General features: G+C 61.5%; 16 protein-coding genes. 9 read left to right on the forward strand and 7 right to left on the reverse strand.

Annotation, left to right across the window (positions count from 1 at the left end):
• The first annotated feature begins 32 nt into the window (after positions 1 to 32).
• From HX899_RS03105 to HX899_RS03115, 3 genes are all read left to right on the forward strand, one after another.
• Positions 33 to 1406 (forward strand): LLM class flavin-dependent oxidoreductase, encoded by a 1374-nt coding sequence (locus tag HX899_RS03105; protein WP_033184148.1) that lies wholly within the window; start codon positions 33 to 35, stop codon positions 1404 to 1406.
• Positions 1407 to 1469: 63 nt separating this feature from the next.
• Complete coding sequence (locus HX899_RS03110; protein WP_181291604.1) at positions 1470 to 2540, forward strand: LLM class flavin-dependent oxidoreductase; 1071 nt, start codon at positions 1470 to 1472, stop codon at positions 2538 to 2540.
• Between the two features lie 503 nt (positions 2541 to 3043).
• Positions 3044 to 5005 (forward strand): methyl-accepting chemotaxis protein, encoded by a 1962-nt coding sequence (locus HX899_RS03115; RefSeq protein ID WP_181291605.1) that lies wholly within the window; start codon positions 3044 to 3046, stop codon positions 5003 to 5005.
• Positions 5006 to 5153: 148 nt separating this feature from the next.
• On the opposite strand, the gene mctP is transcribed toward HX899_RS03115, so the two are convergent.
• From mctP to HX899_RS03140, 5 genes are all read right to left on the reverse strand, one after another.
• Positions 5154 to 6629: a sodium:solute symporter family monocarboxylate transporter gene (gene mctP, locus HX899_RS03120; protein WP_138390131.1), complete on the reverse strand. Its 1476-nt coding sequence runs from the start codon at positions 6627 to 6629 to the stop codon at positions 5154 to 5156.
• On the reverse strand, positions 6619 to 6816 hold the full coding sequence (locus tag HX899_RS03125) for a DUF3311 domain-containing protein (protein ID WP_003555492.1): 198 nt from the start codon (positions 6814 to 6816) through the stop codon (positions 6619 to 6621). Before HX899_RS03125 ends, mctP begins: the two co-directional genes overlap by 11 nt.
• 271 nt (positions 6817 to 7087) lie before the next feature.
• The gene (gene mctR, locus HX899_RS03130) at positions 7088 to 7732 is read right to left on the reverse strand and encodes a two-component system response regulator MctR (RefSeq protein ID WP_181291606.1); all 645 of its coding nucleotides are present in this window, start codon (positions 7730 to 7732) and stop codon (positions 7088 to 7090) included.
• The gene (mctS, locus tag HX899_RS03135; RefSeq protein ID WP_181291607.1) at positions 7729 to 9114 is read right to left on the reverse strand and encodes a sensor histidine kinase MctS; all 1386 of its coding nucleotides are present in this window, start codon (positions 9112 to 9114) and stop codon (positions 7729 to 7731) included. Before mctS ends, mctR begins: the two co-directional genes overlap by 4 nt.
• A gap of 121 nt (positions 9115 to 9235) precedes the next feature.
• Positions 9236 to 9700, reverse strand: a complete 465-nt coding sequence (locus HX899_RS03140; protein WP_003555489.1) for an Lrp/AsnC family transcriptional regulator — start codon at positions 9698 to 9700, stop codon at positions 9236 to 9238.
• Positions 9701 to 9863: 163 nt separating this feature from the next.
• On the opposite strand from HX899_RS03140, the gene HX899_RS03145 reads away from it, so the two are divergent.
• From HX899_RS03145 to HX899_RS03165, 5 genes are all read left to right on the forward strand, one after another.
• Positions 9864 to 10643 carry an ABC transporter ATP-binding protein gene (locus tag HX899_RS03145; protein WP_138334701.1) on the forward strand — a complete coding sequence of 260 codons (780 nt, stop codon included), beginning with the start codon at positions 9864 to 9866 and terminating at the stop codon, positions 10641 to 10643.
• Positions 10644 to 10690: 47 nt separating this feature from the next.
• Complete coding sequence (locus HX899_RS03150; RefSeq protein WP_017997599.1) at positions 10691 to 11464, forward strand: transporter substrate-binding domain-containing protein; 774 nt, start codon at positions 10691 to 10693, stop codon at positions 11462 to 11464.
• 12 nt (positions 11465 to 11476) lie between these two features.
• Positions 11477 to 12202 (forward strand): ABC transporter permease, encoded by a 726-nt coding sequence (locus tag HX899_RS03155; RefSeq protein ID WP_033184140.1) that lies wholly within the window; start codon positions 11477 to 11479, stop codon positions 12200 to 12202.
• Positions 12203 to 12214: 12 nt separating this feature from the next.
• Positions 12215 to 12904, forward strand: coding sequence for an ABC transporter permease (locus HX899_RS03160; RefSeq protein WP_138390135.1), 690 nt, complete (start codon positions 12215 to 12217; stop codon positions 12902 to 12904).
• A 122-nt stretch (positions 12905 to 13026) separates the two neighbouring features.
• On the forward strand, positions 13027 to 13935 hold the full coding sequence (locus HX899_RS03165; RefSeq protein WP_171600047.1) for a homocysteine S-methyltransferase family protein: 909 nt from the start codon (positions 13027 to 13029) through the stop codon (positions 13933 to 13935).
• Between the two features lie 29 nt (positions 13936 to 13964).
• On the opposite strand, the gene HX899_RS03170 is transcribed toward HX899_RS03165, so the two are convergent.
• Positions 13965 to 14399, reverse strand: a complete 435-nt coding sequence (locus HX899_RS03170; RefSeq protein WP_181291699.1) for a MarR family winged helix-turn-helix transcriptional regulator — start codon at positions 14397 to 14399, stop codon at positions 13965 to 13967.
• A gap of 201 nt (positions 14400 to 14600) precedes the next feature.
• Here HX899_RS03170 and HX899_RS03175 point away from each other — a divergent pair, with 201 nt between their 5' ends.
• Complete coding sequence (locus HX899_RS03175; protein ID WP_181291608.1) at positions 14601 to 16415, forward strand: chloride channel protein; 1815 nt, start codon at positions 14601 to 14603, stop codon at positions 16413 to 16415.
• A 90-nt stretch (positions 16416 to 16505) separates the two neighbouring features.
• Here HX899_RS03175 and HX899_RS03180 read toward each other — a convergent pair whose 3' ends face one another.
• Positions 16506 to 17276: an ABC transporter ATP-binding protein gene (locus HX899_RS03180; protein WP_138334707.1), complete on the reverse strand. Its 771-nt coding sequence runs from the start codon at positions 17274 to 17276 to the stop codon at positions 16506 to 16508.
• Positions 17277 to 17284: the final 8 nt, after the last annotated feature.

The raw sequence follows: 17284 nt of genomic DNA on the forward strand, positions 1-17284 counted from the left end.
GCAACAGCTCAATTTGATCTGGAGATAAGCCAATGAGCACATCGAAAAGGCAAATGCGGCTTGGCGCGTTCATCATGGCGACCGGCCATCATATCGCCGCCTGGCGCCATCCGGAGGCGCAGGCCGATGCCGGCCTCAATATCGATCACTACCGCGAGCTCGCGCAGACCGCCGAACGCGGAAAATTCGATCTCGTCTTCGTCGCCGACAGTCCGGCGGGATGGGACCGCGCCAAGGACCCGGAAGCGCTTCGCCGCACCGCCCAGGGCGCACATTTCGAGCCGCTGACCCTCTGGGCTGCCCTCTCGCAGGTGACCAAACATATAGGCTTCGTCGCCACGGCATCGACGACCTACGAGGACCCCTACCTGCTGGCCCGCAGGTTCGCCTCGCTGGACTATATCTCCAAGGGCCGCGCCGCATGGAACGTCGTCACGACGGGCGCGGATGTTTCGAAGAACTTTTCCATATCGGGCCATCCCGCCCATGCCGATCGTTATGAGCGGGCCGAGGAATTCGTCGACCTGGTGAAGGGTTTGTGGGATTCCTATGAGGACGACGCCTTCATCCGCGACAAGGAAAGCGGCGTCTATCTCGATCCCGACAAGGTGCATCTTGTCGATCACAAGGGCAAGTTCTTCTCGGTGGCCGGTCCGCTCAACGTTGGCCGTCCGGTTCAGGGCTATCCTGTCATCGTGCAGGCGGGCGCATCGGAACCGGGGCGCGAACTTGCCGCCCGCACGGCCGAGATGATCTTTACCGCCAACCAGACCTTCGAGGATGCGCAGGAATTCTATTCCGACGTCAAAGGACGGCTCGACCGCTACGGACGCCGGCCGGATCAACTGCTGATCAGTCCCGGCATATTCCCTGTTCTCGGCGGGACGGAAGCGGAAGCCCAGGCAAACTACGACCATATCCAATCGCTGGTTCATCCCTCCATCGCCTGGAATATCCTTGCCCGCCACTACAAGGGCGTCGACCTTTCCGGCTACTCGCTGGATGATCCCGCCCCTCCCTTGCCTGAAAATACCGAACTCAACAAAAGCCGCCTCAAGCTGGTTTCCGATCTGGTATCGCGCAACAATCTGACGCTGCGCCAGTTCTATCTGGCGGTCGCCACCGCTCGCGGCCATCGGACGGTGGTCGGGACACCCGAGCAGATCGCCGATGCGATGCAGAGCTGGTTCGAGAACGGTGCTGCCGACGCCTTCAACATCATGCCGCCGATCCTGCCCACCGCCTTGACCGATTTCGTCGATCAGGTCGTCCCGATCCTGCGCAAGCGCGGCCTGTTCCGGCACGAATATGAAGGCACGACGCTGCGGGAGAACCTTGGCCTCCAACGCCCGCCGAATGGCTTTGTGGTTCAGGCGGGGCAGCAGCAGGTGCAGGCGGCCGTATGATCTCTTGAGGGGGCTTCCCTCCCCCTGGCTTTGTTCCAATCACACACAGAACTGCAGCATCGCATGAGCAATAATTCCGAATTTCTCTGGTATATTCCGAACGACGTCAAAGCCGGTCATCGCGGCGATTCCGCCGTCGAGAACCACAACAGCCTGGATACGCTGACCAGCCACGCCAGGGCACTGGAGGAGCATGGCTGGAAGGGCGCGCTCATCGGCACCGGTTGGGGCCGCCCCGACACATTTACCGTCGCAACCTCGCTCGCCGCCCGGACGACCACCTTCGAACCGCTCATTGCGATCCGTCCCGGCTATTGGCGACCGGCGAATTTCGCTTCCGCGGCGGCGACGCTGGACCATCTGACCGGCGGCCGCGTGCGGATCAACATCGTGTCGGGCAAGGACAACCTCTCTGCCTACGGCGACAGCGAGGGCGATCAGGCACACCGCTATGCCAGGACCAAGGAGTTCATGCGGCTGGTCCGCAGACTGTGGACAGAAGACAACGTCACATCCGCGGGCGAGAACTTCCGGGTCGCTGACTCCATCGTGGTGCCGCGCATCCAGGTCCGCGGCGACCGTCGGCACCCCAAATTCTATTTTGGCGGTGCCTCGGAGGCGGCCGAACGGGTGGCCGCGACCGAGGCCGATGTCCAACTTTTCTGGGGCGAGCCGCTCGATGGTGTTCGGGAACGGATCGCGCGGCTCAAGGCGTTGAGCCGGGAACTGGACCGCGATCTCCCGCCGCTGGAATTCGGCCTGCGGATCACGACGCTGGTCCGCGACACCACCGAACAGGCCTGGACCGACGCCGAGGCGAAGGTCGCCGAGATGGCGAGAAGCAAGGGCACCGGCTGGCACGATCACCAGCGCGCGCTCGCCGTCGGCCAGCAGCGGCTGCTTGATCTGCATGAGCGCGGCGACGTCCTCGACGACAACCTCTATACCGCGCCGGGCAAGTTCGGCGGTGGCGGCGCCGGCACCACCTGGCTGGTCGGATCGGCGGAAGACGTCGCCCGCTCGCTGCGCAAATATCAGGATCTCGGCATCACCCACTTCGTGCTGTCCGACACGCCCTATCTCTCCGAAATCAAGCGGCAGGGCGATCAGCTTCTTCCGCTGCTGCGCGGCTGAAGCCGGAGCAACGGCGCTCCGGTACCGCAGCTGCAATTCATGCCGATTGCCGAGATCGTTCAGAGCGTCGCGCAGTTCACGGGCAAGCCGCAAAACCTTGCTATGCGGGGGAGGTTGGTGATTTCGCAACCATCGGGAGAGCGCTCGTCGAATTGTCCATCCGAAAAGCGCAAATGCTATCCAGATATGGCGATATAGCAAGCTCCGTCGGCTCCGTTTACACTCTCTAAAATATATTCCTCTAATTTTTTTTAGATATCGGGACGACGTTCTTTAGGTTCGTCACCTCCGCCATGATAGCGGGCCAGGCACCCGAATTTCGCATGAAATCGGCTTTTATTGCTTTGACGGATGTCCCGTATCTCGAGCGCGATTCCGGGCACGGGGGTGCCCGTCGGATGCACTCGGAGACACCGAGGCGCTGCATTCGAACGAGATATGACAAGCAATCCTGGCTGCCGAGACATCCTTCCAACAAACCTCACCGCGAGGGGAGAGTGCATATGAAGAATATCATGAGTTTCGGGGTTGTGGCCCGCCTGGCGCTTGGCTTCAGCGTTCTCCTTTTGCTGATGGTTGGCTTGACCATCTATTCGACGGACAAAGTTGCGCAGATCAACGATAAGCTTGGAACCATCAACGACGTCAACAGCGTTAAGCAGCGGTTTGCCATCAACTATCGCGGCAGCGTGCATGATCGGGCGATTGCCATCCGCGACGTCACTCTGGTGACGTCTGCCGATGAACGGAAGACGGCCGAGGCATTGATCGAAAAGCTGGCAGCGTCTTACGCCGAGAATGAAAAGCGCATGGCGGATATGGTTGCTTCTCCGGCCGGCGCGACGGAACAGGAAAAGACCATTCTCAGCGAGATTGCAGACATCCAGGCGAAGACCAATCCTCTGGTCGCCCAGATCATTGCGCTGCAGGAGAAAGGCGATGGCGAGGCCGCCCGCAAGATCCTACTCGAACAGGCTCGGCCGGCTTTTGTTGCCTGGCTTGGCGCCATCAACAAATTCATCGACTATCAGGAAGCGCTGAACAAATCGATTGGCGGCGAGGTTCGCAGCACGGCAAGCGGCTTCAAGCCATTGGCCCTGACAGCGCTTGGCATTGCGGCCGTTCTTTCACTGGTTGCCGCCGCCGTGACGGCACGCACGATCGTCGGTCCGCTGGCAAAACTTCAGCTTTCGCTGAAAGCGATGGCCGACGGCAATCTTAACGGCGATCGCCGCCTCGAAGCGCGCGGCGACGAGATCGGCAAGCTTGCACGGGCGGTGGCAGGGCTGCGCGACGCAATTTCGGCAAAGGCGGAACGGGAAGCCGACGCCGAGGCGAAGCGAGCCGTGTCGGAGCGGCATCGGCTCGAGCAGGATGCAGATGAACGCCGCACCCTTGCCGAGCAGACGGACCAAGCCGTCGGTCAGCTTGGTGATGCATTGCAGGCGCTAGCTAACGGCGACCTCACACAGCAGATCGGCACTCCGTTCATTCCGTCCTTGGAAAAGCTCAGAGCCGACTTCAATTCTGCAGTCGAAAAGCTCCGTGCCGCCATGCAGAAGGTTGCCCAGAACGCCAGCGCCATCGCGGGCGGTGCACAGGAGATCCGCTCCGCCTCGGACGATCTCGCCAAGCGGACCGAACAGCAGGCAGCCTCCGTCGAGGAAACCGCCGCTGCTCTGGAAGAGATTACGACCACCGTTGCCGACTCGAGCAACAAGGCTCAGGAAGCCGGCCAGCTCGTTCGCAAGACGAAGGAGAGTGCGGAGCGCTCGGGCAGCGTCGTTCGGGATGCGGTCGACGCCATGGGCAAGATCGAATCCTCCGCCACCGAAATCGGCAGCATCATCGGCGTCATCGATGAAATCGCGTTCCAGACCAATCTGCTGGCGCTGAATGCCGGCGTCGAAGCCGCCCGTGCCGGTGAGGCAGGCAAGGGCTTTGCCGTCGTCGCTCAGGAAGTGCGCGAGTTGGCGCAACGTTCCGCCAAGGCGGCAAAAGAAATCAAGGAACTGATCAACGCTTCGAATGGCCACGTCAAAAGCGGTGTGGCCCTGGTTGGCGAGACCGGAAAGGCGCTGAAGGAGATTGCCGAGCAGGTGCAGCAGGTCGACGGCAATGTGGGGGCCATCGTCGGCGCTTCGCAAGAGCAGGCGACGGGACTGAAAGAAATCAATACCGCCGTCAACAGGATGGATCAGGGGACGCAGCAGAACGCCGCCATGGTGGAAGAAGCGACAGCGGCCGCTCATAACCTTGCCAAGGAAGCCGACGCGCTGTTCCAGCTTCTGGGCCAGTTCAACATTGGCGGAGTGGTGGCACCGAAGCGCACATCGCAGCCCGCTGCCGCGGCGCCACATGCTCAACCGGCGTCCTCGCCTGCGCGTCAGATGATTGCCAAGGTGGGTAAGTCGTTCCAGACGAACGGGAATGCGGCATTGGCCGGCGATTGGGAAGAGTTTTAAGTCGCCCGGATCTCTTTCCGGCTGACACTGGAAAGCAAAGCCATATGATTCTTGCGAAGGGCAGCATTTGCTGCCCTTCGCATTTTCGGATCAAAGAAGGTGAGCATGATGTTGTCCGAAAACTGCTCACACTTTTCGGCATCATGCTCTAGGCCCGGGCCGGAGCCTTGGCCGGAAGCAAGGCGTTGACCACGACCGCAACGGCGATGTTGGCCGCAAGCGCCAGCAGTCCCGTATAGACGGTGAAGGGTTCGCCGCCGAGGCTGATCAGATGCAGAGGCTTCCAACCGGCATCCCAGACGAGGAAAGTGCCGCCGCCGAAGCCGACGAACCAGCCGGCAAGCAGAGCGGGTGCACGGAACCAGTTGGTGTACAGGCCGAAGACCAGGGCCGGAAGCGTCTGCAGGATCCAGATGCCACCGAGCAGCTGCAGGTCGAGGGCGAATTGTGTCGGCAGGAAGATGATGACGAGAAGCGCGCCAACCTTCACCACGAGCGAGGTGATCTTTGCGACCTTCGCCTCGCCCGCGTCACTGACCTTGGGATCGACATAGGCTTTCCAGAAATTGCGGGTGAAGAGATTGGCGGCGCCGATGCTCATCACCGCTGCCGGAACCAGCGCGCCGATGGCGATCGCCGCAAAGGCAAAGCCGGAGAACCAGCCTGAAAACAGCGTCTTGAACAGCGTCGGAACAACGTCATTGGCGCTGTCGAGCTTCAGGTTGGCGGCATGCCCCATATAGCCGAGCAGCGCCAGAAGGCCGAGCAGCAGCGTATAGGCGGGCAACATGATCGCATTCTTGCGGATCGTCTTGCCGCTGTTGGAGGCAAAGATGCCGGTCAGCGTATGCGGATACATGAAAGCCGCGAGCGCCGAACCCAAAGCGAGTGTTGCATAGGCGACATACTGATTGCCGCCGAGCAGCAGGTTGCCGGAACCCTTGGCCTGGAAGGCCGCATCGGCCGAGGCGAAGACATTGGCGTAACCCCCGAGTTTCGACGGGATCAGTGCGACGGCCGCAATCACGACGATATAGATCATGATGTCCTTGACGAAGGCGATCAGCGCCGGCGCGCGCAGGCCCGCGGAATAAGTGTAGAGCGCCAGCACGATGAAGGCGATCGCCAGCGGCAGTTCGCCATGCAGCCCGAGGGCCTTCAGCACCGCGGTCATGCCGACCAGCTGGAGGGCAATATAGGGCATGGTGGCAATGACTCCGGTTGCCGCCACGGCGAGTTCGAGACCGCGCGATCCGTACTGACCGTGGACGACGTCGCCAGCCGTCACATAGCCGAAATCCTTGGCGCGTTTCCACAGCACAGGCATGACCATGAAGACAAAGGGATAGACGACGATGGTGTAGGGCAGCGCGAAGAAGCCGTAGGCGCCGACCGTGTAGACCAGCGCCGGGACGGCGATCACCGTGTAGGCGGTATAGAAATCGCCGCCGACCAGGAACCAGGTGATCCAGGTGCCGAAGTTGCGTCCGCCGAGGCCCCATTCATCGATATGGGCCAGTGTCTCGGGCTTGCGCCAGCGGCTGGCGACGAAGCCCATGACGGTAACGAGCACGAAAAAGAAGATGAAGACGGCAAGCGCCGTGCCGTTGATGTCAGTCGTCATGGCGAGTGCTCCGATAGGCGATCCAGGTCAGCGCTGCGGTGATCGGCACCCAGAGAAGCTGATACCAATAGAAGAAGGGAAAGCCGAAAAGAGATGGCTCGCGGACATTGTAAAATGGTGGCCAGAGCAGACCTAGATAGGGAATGACAAGCAGCCAGAGCGCTGCCTTGCTACGTGGTTTTTCCATGTCGGGATACCTTTCAGGCGCCGCGTCGGCGGTCGCCATGTTCCAGTTGTCGGCGTGGAAGGCAGGTCTGTCAGCCGGCGGCCGCGGCAGGCCCGGCTCGGGTCGCTCGAGGTTTTCCGACCGATCGGAAGCTGATGTAACGCATGTGAATTCCTCCCAACGGCTCGCACTTGGCCAGCCGTGGATGGAGTCCTATGGCGGTGGTTTTGTTCTCACAAGATGGGCGCGGCGCTGAAATGCCGGGGCCTACCCAGAAGTGGGTAGACGCGATTTACCCGACTTTCGAGACGATGCCGTGATCGAGCGCATAGCGGATGAGGCCCGCTGTGGTGGAGATACCGAGCTTCTTCTTGAGGTTCTTGCGATGGGTTTCCGCCGTGGCGGAGGTGATCCCGAGCGTTTCGGCGATCTCCTTGTTGCTTCTGCCGGCAACGATCAGCCCGAGAATGTCGCGTTCGCGCGGGGTCAGGGGGTCGCTACCCTCCTCCGCCCGTTCGCCCATCAGCGCGTCGAAGACGCCGGACGAGAAATATGTCCCCCCGCCCGCCACGGTCTCGATGGCCGAGACGATCTCGTCGGTCGAAACGTCCTTCAGGATGTAACCGGCAGCGCCATGCATGACCGAGGAGGAAATATACTCGCGGCTGTCATGCATGGAGAGCATCACGACCCGCGCCTGGGGAAGTTCGTTCCTGAACAATTCGATCGCATCGATGCCGCTCAGCTTCGGCATGTTGATGTCCATCAGCACGACCTGCGGCAGGACCTGCCGGCCGATCTCGAGCCCCGTTTGCGCGAGGCCGGCCGTGCCGGCGACTTCGATATGGTCGAATGTTTCGAGCACGGCCTTCAACCCGTCCAGCACCAGCGGATGGTTGTCGATCAAGAGCACCCTGATTTTCGGGCGTTCCGTCATGCGGCTTCTGCCTGCTTGCCGGCGGGGAGATTGGCCGATTTCGGCATCATCGCCGTCAGCGTCGTGCCGGCCTCGCTGCTGTTGATCAGCAGCAGGCCGCGGAAGTGAGCCATCCGCTCCTGCATATTGCGCAGGCCGAGACCCGATCTGCCGGATAGGCCGTCCTTGGCGCCGTCGAAGCCAGTGCCATTGTCGGTGACCGTCATGCGGGCGCGGCCGTTGTCGCTCCAGAGCTTGACCGCAAGCTTGGAGGCGCTCGAGTGGCGTTCGACATTGTTGAACGCTTCCTGTGCGACACGATAAAGCGCGGTATTGGCTTCGGCCTTCAGCGTGTCGGTGAAGCTTGAGGCGTCGATCTTCGTCTCGATCCCCGTCCGCTCGGCAAAGTGATAGCAGAGTGCCTCCAGCGCGGCCGTCAGGCCGAGATCGTCGAGCACGCGCGGGCGCAGATCGTGCGACAGCCGTCTGATTTCCTTGATGGCGCCGTTCAGCGCCTCGACACCGCGATCGATGGTCAGTGCGGCATCGTCGACATTGGTCCTGACCTTGCGGCCGGCAAGATCCATCGCATAGCGCACGCCGACGAGATTCTGGGAAATGCCGTCATGCAACTCGCGGGCCAGCCGCGCGCGCTCTTCTTCCTGGGCATCGATGACCCGCTGCGTCAGCGCCTTGAGCCGGCTGTCGGCCATGCGGCGCTCATGGAACGTCAGCAGCATGCAGGTCGTGAAAACGACAAGCACCGAAGGTACGGCGATCAGCGCGACGATGATGAAGGTCCGTCTTATGTTGGCGCGCATTCCGGCGTTGGCGGCGGCACTTTGGGCAAAGACGTCGTCCAGGTAAACGCCGGTGCCGACGACCCAGTGCCATTTGTCGAGACTGACGACGAAGGAGAGCTTGTCGGCGATCTGTCCGGTCGATGGCTTCTGCCATTTGTACTGATGCAGGCCCCCGCCCGCTCTTGCCGTGGCGATCAGTTCGGCAATGACCTTGTCGCCATCCGGATCGGTGAGGTCGAGCCAATTATGCCCATGGCGGAAACTCTGGCGCGGATGGACGATGTTGTTGCCGTCGTAATCGTAGACGAAGAAATATCCGTCCTTGCCGTAGTCGAGCGAAGTCAGGATCGCCGCCACCCTTTGCTTGGCGGCTTCGTCGTCGGCACCGGCATTGTCATAGATCGTCTGGATGGCGGACAGGGCAAGGTTGGTCAGATTGAGGATCTCGGCTTCCTTGGTCTTCAGCATGTTCTGCTCGAACGTGTCGATGCTGTTCTTGGCGAGGTTTGCCGATTGCCAGGTAATGAAGGTGGTGATCGCAAGGATCGAAATGACGAGCGGAACGATCGCCAATGCGATGATCTGGTGTCGTAACGTCAACGATCATTCCTCCCGAGAATTTGCGCCGGGAATTATGCCCTTTGTCAAATGCGAGTCCAGCGGCTTGTCGGTGCCCGATCTGTGACAGCCGGAACCAATGCCGGCGCGCATCGCGTGCGCGCTAATCCAGCGGAACGAACAGACCGAGCTTGACGTCCCGCAACACGACATTCGTGTGCATGCGGCGGATCTGCGGATTGTCAGCCATGATCAGCGCGGCGATGTCGTCATAATGCTCGACGTCGCGGGCGGTGACGATCGCGATCAGATCGACTGCGCCGGTGACATAATAGACCTGCTGTATGTGATCCTGCTTTTCCGCCCAGAGGCGGAACTTCGCCAACGCGTCGTAATTGTCCCGCTCGATCTCCATCCCGACGATGAACACCATTGCTGTTCCCGTCGCCTTGCGGTCGACGACGGCCACCTCTGCCTTGATGATGCCTTCCTCGCGCAGCCGCTTCAGCCGCCTCTGCACGGCCGAGACCGACAGTCCGATCCGTTCGGCGATCGTTTCGGCTTTCAGCTGGCAATCGCGCTGAACGATATCGAGAATGTCACGGTCAAAACGATCCAGCTGTTCCATTGTCCAATCCTAATTCTCGCCGCAGCAATTCGCGCATTCTGCCGTACTTGTCGCGCGAAGAAGAATATTTTGCATAAAATATGCATAATAGATGAAAACTGCGCGAAAAAACCGCGTTATTTTATCATTATCCTTCGCAAGCTCAATTCACCCGGAACCATGCATGCCAGATCAACCCTTTCCTGCTCTTCGCGTCGATGATCTCCATAAAAGCTTCGGCTCGCAACAGGTTCTCAAGGGTATCTCGACGCAGGCCGAAAAGTCTGACGTGATTTCGATCATCGGCTCGTCGGGCTCCGGCAAGAGCACCTTTCTCAGATGCATCAATTTCCTGGAAACGCCGGATCGCGGCCGCATTGCCGTGAACGGCGAGGAAATCGCGCTGAAGATGGGGCGGGGCGGCCGGCTGCAGCCGCGCAACTGGCGGCAGATCGAACGGATACGGACCGGACTGGGGATGGTCTTCCAGAGTTTCAATCTCTGGGCTCATCGTACAGTGCTGGAGAACGTCATCGAGGCGCCGGTGCACGTCATGGGCATTTCGCGGCGCGAAGCCATCGAAAAGGCCGAGGCCCTGCTCCACAAGGTCGGGCTGTTCGACAAGCGCGATGCCTATCCCGCTTTCCTCTCCGGCGGTCAGCAGCAACGCGCGGCGATTGCGAGAGCCCTCTGCGTCGACCCTGCCGTCATGCTGTTCGACGAGCCGACGTCGGCGCTCGATCCGGAGCTGGTCGGCGAGGTCCTGAAAGTCATCCGTGATCTCGCGGAAGAAGGCCGGACCATGCTGATAGTCACGCATGAAATGCGCTTCGCCCGCGATGTCTCCAGCCGTGTTCTCTTCCTGCATCAGGGACGGATCGAGGAGGAAGGTCCGCCGGAGCAGATATTCGGCGCGCCCGTCAGCGCCCGCTGCCGGGAATTCACCGGCCTCAGCGCCCATTGATGCACTCCGAACTCTCATCGCCAACACAAACCAGGAGAATCCTGCGAATGAAACTGCTCCCCACACTGTTTGCCGGCGCGGCACTCGTGCTTTCTGCCGTCACCGCACAGGCAGAGGTCCGCTTCGGTGTCATGAACGAATCCTATCCGCCCTTCTTCGCCAAGGATGCCTCCGGCCAATGGCAGGGATGGGAGATCGACCTGATGAACGCTGTGTGCGAGGAGATGAAAGAGAAATGCTCGATCGTCGAAATTTCCTGGGATGGTCTCATTCCGGCTCTCCAGAGCAAGAAGTTCGACGTGATCTGGTCGTCGATGTCGAACACCGCGGAACGCTCGAAGGTGATCGACTTCACCGATAAATATTACAACACGCCGAGCACCTTGATCGGCCCCAAGGACCAGAAGCCGGGCGCCACTGCCGAGGACGTGAAAGGCAAGACCATCGGCATCCAGGTGTCGACGATCCAGTCGGAATACTACAAGAAGTATTTCGCCGAGGCTGCCGAGGAAAAGACCTACCAAACGCTCGACGAAGCGTTCCAGGATCTCGCCTCCGGCCGTATCGACTATGTCTTCGGCGATTCACTGGCGCTCGACGCTTTCCTGAAAAGCGATGGCGGCAAGGATTGCTGCGCCAAGATGGGCGACGTTGCCGACGACAAGGAGATTCTCGGCGCCGGCGTTTCGGGCGGCCTGCGCAAGGAAGACACAGAGCTGAAGGCCAAGCTGAACACGGCGATCGCTGCCGTCCGTGCCAGTGGCCAGTATGACGCCATCAATAAGAAATACTTCGATTTCGACATCTACGGCGCAAAGTAAGCAGCCGGAACGATGGCGACCACGCAACAAGGTATTCTGGACCTGCTGTCTCCCTATCCTCCGGGATGGGGCGGCGTTCTTTTGGCAGGTGCGGTCTCTACGGTTGCCATCTCTGCTTGCGCTTTCGCGATCGGCTTGCTGCTCGGCACGGGCGGCGCGCTGGGAAAGCTTTCGGGCAATCGCATACTGCGCCTGCTGCTCGATCTCTATACCACGCTGATCCGCGCTGTTCCCGAGCTGATCCTGATCGTCGGGCTCTATTATGCCGGCACCGATGGCCTCAACCGGCTGCTCGCCGCGTTGGAGCTGCCGCCGGTCAATGTGAACGGCTTCGTCGCGGCCGTCGCCGTGCTCGGCTTCGTCCAGGGTGCCTACATGACGGAGGTGCTGCGAGGCGCGATCCTTGCCATTCCCGTCGGCCAGATCGAGGCCGCCAAGGCCTTCGGCATGGGGCCGGTGCTGAGGTTCCGCCGGGTCCTGCTGCCGGCGCTCCTGCCAAACGCGCTGCCGGGTCTTGCCAATCTGTGGATGTCGGTCACCAAGGACAGCGCGCTGGTGGCAGTCGTCGGCTACCAGGAACTGGCGCTCGCCACCCGTCTTGCCGGGGCAAGCACCAAGCATTACTTCGTCTTTTTCCTTGCTTCGGCCCTTCTCTATCTCGCCATCACGCTTGTTTCCAACGTCGTCTTCAAACTGATCGAGGGACGGGTACGGCGGGGGCAGCCGCGTCTTGCCTGAAGAAAGCGCCCCATGAATTTCACCTGGATCTCTTCCTACTGGCCGCTGCTTCTGACCGGCGCCTGGCAGACTGTTTGCCTGCTGGTGATCTCCGTGGTGTTCGGCTTCGTCCTCGCCATAGGCCTCGCCTTCGCGCAGGTCAGCGGCGGCAGACTGACGCGGCTGCTCGCCCGTGGCTACTGCACCTTCTTCCGCGGTACGCCGCTGCTGATACAGCTGTGGCTTCTTTACTACGGGGTGGGTTCGCTGCTGCCGATGGTCCCCGGCATCCGCCAGAGCCTGTTCTGGCCGATTCTGCGCGAGGGCTTCTTCTTCGCCGCCGTCAGTTTTACCCTGAACTACGCAGCCTATGAGGCAGAGGTGTTGCGCGGCGCGCTGCTTGCCGTTCCCAAGGGCGAGCTCGAAGCGGGCCGGGCCTTCGGCCTGTCGCCCAGGATGCTGATCCGTCGCATCTGGCTGCCGCGCGCCATTCGCATCGCCCTGCCGACGATTGCAGGAGAGATCGTCATGCAGCTCAAAGCGACGCCGCTCGCCTTTACGGTGACGGTGATGGATCTCTATGCCGTGGCCAACAAGGTTCGGCAGGACACGCTGCTCGTCTATGAACCGCTGCTGGTCGTCACCTTCTTCTATCTCGCCCTGACCGCCGTCATCGCCCGCGTATTCCGACGTCTCGAAGCGCAGGTGCCGGTTCGCCGCTAGGCCGACGGGAAAAGAGACTGGTCATGAGTTCCTTCACGCACGAACCACGTACATCTCGCCCACCTTGTTATGCAAAAGCCCGCCGCCGCTGACGGCGCGACAGTATGAATGGAGACCTCTTCATGAGCACGATGCGAATTCTCGATGGCGGCATGAGCCGCGAACTGTTGCGGCTGGGCGCCGAGCTGAAACAACCGGAATGGTCGGCATTGGCGTTGATCAATGCGCCGGATATCGTCCGTAGGGTACACCAGGAATTCATCGTCGCCGGCTCTGAGGTCGTTACGACAAACAGCTACGCGCTCGTACCCTTTCATATCGGTGAAGACCGGTTCCAGAACGAGGGGGCAGAGCTGATGCGCCTCGCCGGTCGCCTGGCGCGCGAGGCCGCCGATGCGGCCACGGATCGCAAGGTGCTGGTTGCCGGCTCGCTGCCGCCGATCTTCGGCTCATACGAGCCGCAGAACTTTCAGCCTTCACGGGTGCAGGATTATCTCGATGTGCTTGTCGAAAACCTTTCTCCCTTCGTCGATATATGGCTCGGCGAGACATTGAGCCTGATCGCCGAGGCAGAGGCTGTCCGCAAGGCGGTGGCGACATCAGGCAAACCGTTCTGGATTTCGTTCACATTGGCCGATGACGAGGCAGCCATAAGGGGCGGCGAACCGAAGCTGCGCTCCGAAGAAAGGGTCGAGGAGGCGGCATCCTGGGTGGCTTCATCGGGCGCCGAAGCCCTCTTGTTCAATTGCAGCAAGCCTGAGGTCATGCAGGCAGCGGTGGAGACGGCAGCGCGGGTGTTCCGGAAAATGGACGCGCGCATCGAAATTGGCGTCTATGCCAATGCCTTCGAAGGGGAGCAAGGCGAGGCAGCCGCCAATGAAGGCCTGCATGAGACCCGCAACGATCTGAATGACGATGCCTATTCGCGCTATGCCTGCTCCTGGGCTGAGGCCGGCGCGACGATCATCGGCGGCTGCTGCGGTATCGGCGCCGCCCATATCCATCGGCTCAAGAAGACGCTTTTGGGTTGAGGCGGCAAGGCGGTTACGCCGCCGCAATGCTATTCAGCTTTCGCCGCCGTATTCTGGAGCTCAAGGAGAAGGTCGATCAACTTCGGGGCCATCTCCCTGATTTCCGAAAGGTGGACGGCGCTCAGTCGCGTCAGAAGCGCATCCGCCTTGTCCGTCAGGAGAACCGTCTGGCGGCGCCCGTCGGCCGGATCGGCATGACGTTCGACCAGTCCGGCATCCGACAGCCGCCCGACAAGCTCGGTCGCCGTATGCGGCGCGATGATCAGCCGCTCGGCCAGCATGCCGATGGTCATGGCTTCGCCGCGTTGTCCCTTAATCGCCAAAAGGGCCTGATGCTGCTGCGGGGGCAATCCTTCCGACTGGGCGGCAGAGGCGCTGAAGTCCATGAACTGGCGAAGGGCGAATCGGAGGTCGGCGAGAGCTTCGTAATCCTCTTGCCTCAGCGGCGGCGCGGTCTTCTTCAAAGCACTTCTCCTCTGCCGCAACGGCTGCCAGGGTCGGCAGCCCATGCCGCCATCATCGAATAGATGGGCAGTCGCCAGCCGGTCAAGTGAGGCATCCTCATGGGACATTTTCGCCTTCATGCTTTCACCCATTGATTTATATCGTATCACGATCTATTGACGCGCCTCAAGCGTATCCATTCCGGCGTAGCAGAGGCTTCCATGGCGCAGCATCCACCAAACAACCGGCCGCACGATTTCACCGGCGGTCTTTCCCGGCGCGAGGCCGGCGATTTCACCACCGACAGGCGGGTCCTCCTCCTGGTCGGCATGTCCATCATTGTCGGCACCGCCGGCGCGTTTGCCGCCTGGTGTCTCGTCAGCCTCATCGCGCTCGTGACGAATGTCATCTGGTTCGGGGAGATCGGCATCCAGCCCGCCTCTCTGGCTGCCGTGCCACGCTCGCTGTGGGTGGTGCTGGTTCCGCCGCTGGGTGGACTTGTCATCGGACTGATGGCCCGTTTCGGGTCGGAGAAGATCCGCGGCCACGGCATTCCCGAGGCGATCGAGGCCATCCTGATCGGTGGCAGCCGGATGTCGCCGAAGGTCGCGGTCCTCAAGCCGCTGTCGTCGGCAATCTCTATCGGAACCGGCGGCCCGTTTGGCGCCGAGGGGCCGATCATCATGACCGGCGGTGCGATCGGATCGCTGTTCGCGCAATTCTTTCACATGAGCGCTGCCGAGCGGAAGACGCTGCTCGTCGCTGGTGCGGCCGCCGGCATGACGGCCATCTTTGGTTCGCCGATCGCCGCGGTCATGCTGGCGGTCGAACTGCTGTTGTTCGAATGGAAGCCGCGCAGCTTCATTCCGGTCGCCGTTGCCGCCTGCGTGTCGATCTGCTGGCGTCCGCTGCTGTTCGGTGTAGGCCCGCTGTTCCCGACCCACTTCCAGGTGGCCTTGCCCTGGTGGGGTATTTTTGCCTGCGCGGCGATGGGGATCATTTCCGGTCTGCAATCGGGATTGCTGACGACGCTGCTCTACCGGATCGAGGACCTGTTCGAAGCCTTGCCGATCCACTGGATGTGGTGGCCGGCACTCGGCGGTCTCGTCATCGGTCTCGGCGGCCTGATCGAACCGCGGGCAATGGGCGTCGGCTACGACATCATCGATGGCTTGCTCAACAACCGGCTGCTCGCCCCGGCGGTGATGTCGATCCTGCTGGTGAAGACCATCATCTGGCTGTTTGCCCTGTCGTCGGGCACCTCCGGTGGCGTCCTCGCGCCGCTTTTGATTTTCGGCGGTGCTCTCGGATGGCTGGTCGGCCTTGTCATGCCGGGCAACGATCCCGGCTTCTGGGCGCTGCTCGGAATGGCGGCGATGATGGGCGGAACCATGCGTGCGCCGCTGACGGGAACCTTCTTTGCGATGGAAATCACTGGTGACGTCAGCACGCTCGTTCCGCTGCTTGCGGCAACCGTGGTGGCCTATGCCGTCACGGTCCTGCTGCTGCGCCGCTCGATCCTCACCGAGAAGATCGCCCGCCGCGGCCAGCACATTACCCGCGAATATGGCGTCGACCCGTTCGAACTGTCGCGCGCAAGGGAGATCATGATCAGCGATGTCGATACTCTTCCCGTCACCATGACTGTGGGAGAAGCGTGCGATTTCTTCGCCTCGCAGCAGAAAACGCACCGGATCTATCCGGTGGTCGATGCAGCAGGCAGGCTAGCCGGCGTCGTATCGAGAGCCGACGCTTTGCTCTGGCAGGGGAATCCGAACCTCGCCAGTCAGACGCTTGCGGAAAACGTGACGGATGATTCCGTTCCGGTGGGGCATCCCGATGATACGGTCGCGTTCATCGCCGATCTGATGCTGTCGACCGGCGACGGACGCATTCCGATCGTCGATCCGACCTCAGGGAAATTGTGCGGCCTGATCGCCCGCAAGGATCTGCTGCGGCTGCGCAGTTCCTACAGGTCGGCGGAACTGGATCGGCGTCCGTATCTCACCGCCGGCTCGAAGAGCAAGTCGCGGTAGCGGTCCGCGGGCGTCCTCCGCATCGCTACTGCTACTGCCGCGCGCCGCATGGATCAGGTCTCATGCGGCGCGCGCTGACGCTTGAAGACTTCAGTGCAGTCCGAACAGGTTCAGCAACTCCTCGCGGTGTCGAACGAATTCCGGTGCGCTGCGGTCGCGAGGACGGGGCAGATCGATTTCGATCAGACGCGGCTCGCCGCCCCTTTCCCGTGGCAGGATCAGGATCCTGTCGGCCAGGTAGATCGCCTCCTCGAGATCATGGGTAACGAGAATGGTCGTCACATCCTCATCGCGCCAGATCCGTGCGAGTTCCTGCTGCATGCCGATCTTGGTCATCGCGTCGAGCGCGCCGAGCGGTTCGTCGAGCAGCAGGATCTCGGGCTGGACGGCCAGAGCCCGGGCGATGCCGACGCGCTGGGCCATGCCGCCCGACAGCTGCCGGGGATAGGCAGCCTCGAACTGCTGCAGGCCGACGAGCTTGACATAATGGCGCGCCCGCCCCCTCGCCTGCTCACGCGACAGGCCGCTAGTTTCCAGCCCGAAGGAGACATTGTCGAGCACGGTCAGCCAGGGCAGAAGGCGCGGTTCCTGAAAGATGACGGCGCGCTCTGTGCCGACGCCTCGCACCGCCTTTCCATCGACGAGAACCTCTCCCGTGTCGGAATCCTCAAGACCTGCCAGAACTCTGAGCAGGGTCGTCTTGCCCGAGCCGCTGGCGCCGACGATGGCGAGGCTTTCGCCGGAGCGGACGTGGAGGTTGATATCCCTGAGAACCTGTAGAGGTGTCCCGTTCAACCTGTAGGATTTGGAAAGGTGACGGATCGTCACCTCCCCGCGACGCGTGTCCTCAGCGATGCTCATCATCATTC

The organism is Rhizobium sp. WYCCWR 11146, assembly GCF_013591995.1.
Taxonomy (GTDB): domain Bacteria; phylum Pseudomonadota; class Alphaproteobacteria; order Rhizobiales; family Rhizobiaceae; genus Rhizobium; species Rhizobium indicum.

Coding starts and splice junctions, on each gene's coding strand:
- HX899_RS03105 (WP_033184148.1), top strand. CDS start 33: ATGAGCACATCGAAAAGGCAAATGCGGCTTGGCGCGTTCATCATGGCG.
- HX899_RS03110 (WP_181291604.1), top strand. CDS start 1,470: ATGAGCAATAATTCCGAATTTCTCTGGTATATTCCGAACGACGTCAAA.
- HX899_RS03115 (WP_181291605.1), top strand. CDS start 3,044: ATGAAGAATATCATGAGTTTCGGGGTTGTGGCCCGCCTGGCGCTTGGC.
- mctP (WP_138390131.1), bottom strand. CDS start 6,629: ATGACGACTGACATCAACGGCACGGCGCTTGCCGTCTTCATCTTCTTT.
- HX899_RS03125 (WP_003555492.1), bottom strand. CDS start 6,816: ATGGAAAAACCACGTAGCAAGGCAGCGCTCTGGCTGCTTGTCATTCCC.
- mctR (WP_181291606.1), bottom strand. CDS start 7,732: ATGACGGAACGCCCGAAAATCAGGGTGCTCTTGATCGACAACCATCCG.
- HX899_RS03140 (WP_003555489.1), bottom strand. CDS start 9,700: ATGGAACAGCTGGATCGTTTTGACCGTGACATTCTCGATATCGTTCAG.
- HX899_RS03145 (WP_138334701.1), top strand. CDS start 9,864: ATGCCAGATCAACCCTTTCCTGCTCTTCGCGTCGATGATCTCCATAAA.
- HX899_RS03150 (WP_017997599.1), top strand. CDS start 10,691: ATGAAACTGCTCCCCACACTGTTTGCCGGCGCGGCACTCGTGCTTTCT.
- HX899_RS03155 (WP_033184140.1), top strand. CDS start 11,477: ATGGCGACCACGCAACAAGGTATTCTGGACCTGCTGTCTCCCTATCCT.
- HX899_RS03160 (WP_138390135.1), top strand. CDS start 12,215: ATGAATTTCACCTGGATCTCTTCCTACTGGCCGCTGCTTCTGACCGGC.
- HX899_RS03165 (WP_171600047.1), top strand. CDS start 13,027: ATGAGCACGATGCGAATTCTCGATGGCGGCATGAGCCGCGAACTGTTG.
- HX899_RS03175 (WP_181291608.1), top strand. CDS start 14,601: ATGGCGCAGCATCCACCAAACAACCGGCCGCACGATTTCACCGGCGGT.
- HX899_RS03180 (WP_138334707.1), bottom strand. CDS start 17,276: ATGAGCATCGCTGAGGACACGCGTCGCGGGGAGGTGACGATCCGTCAC.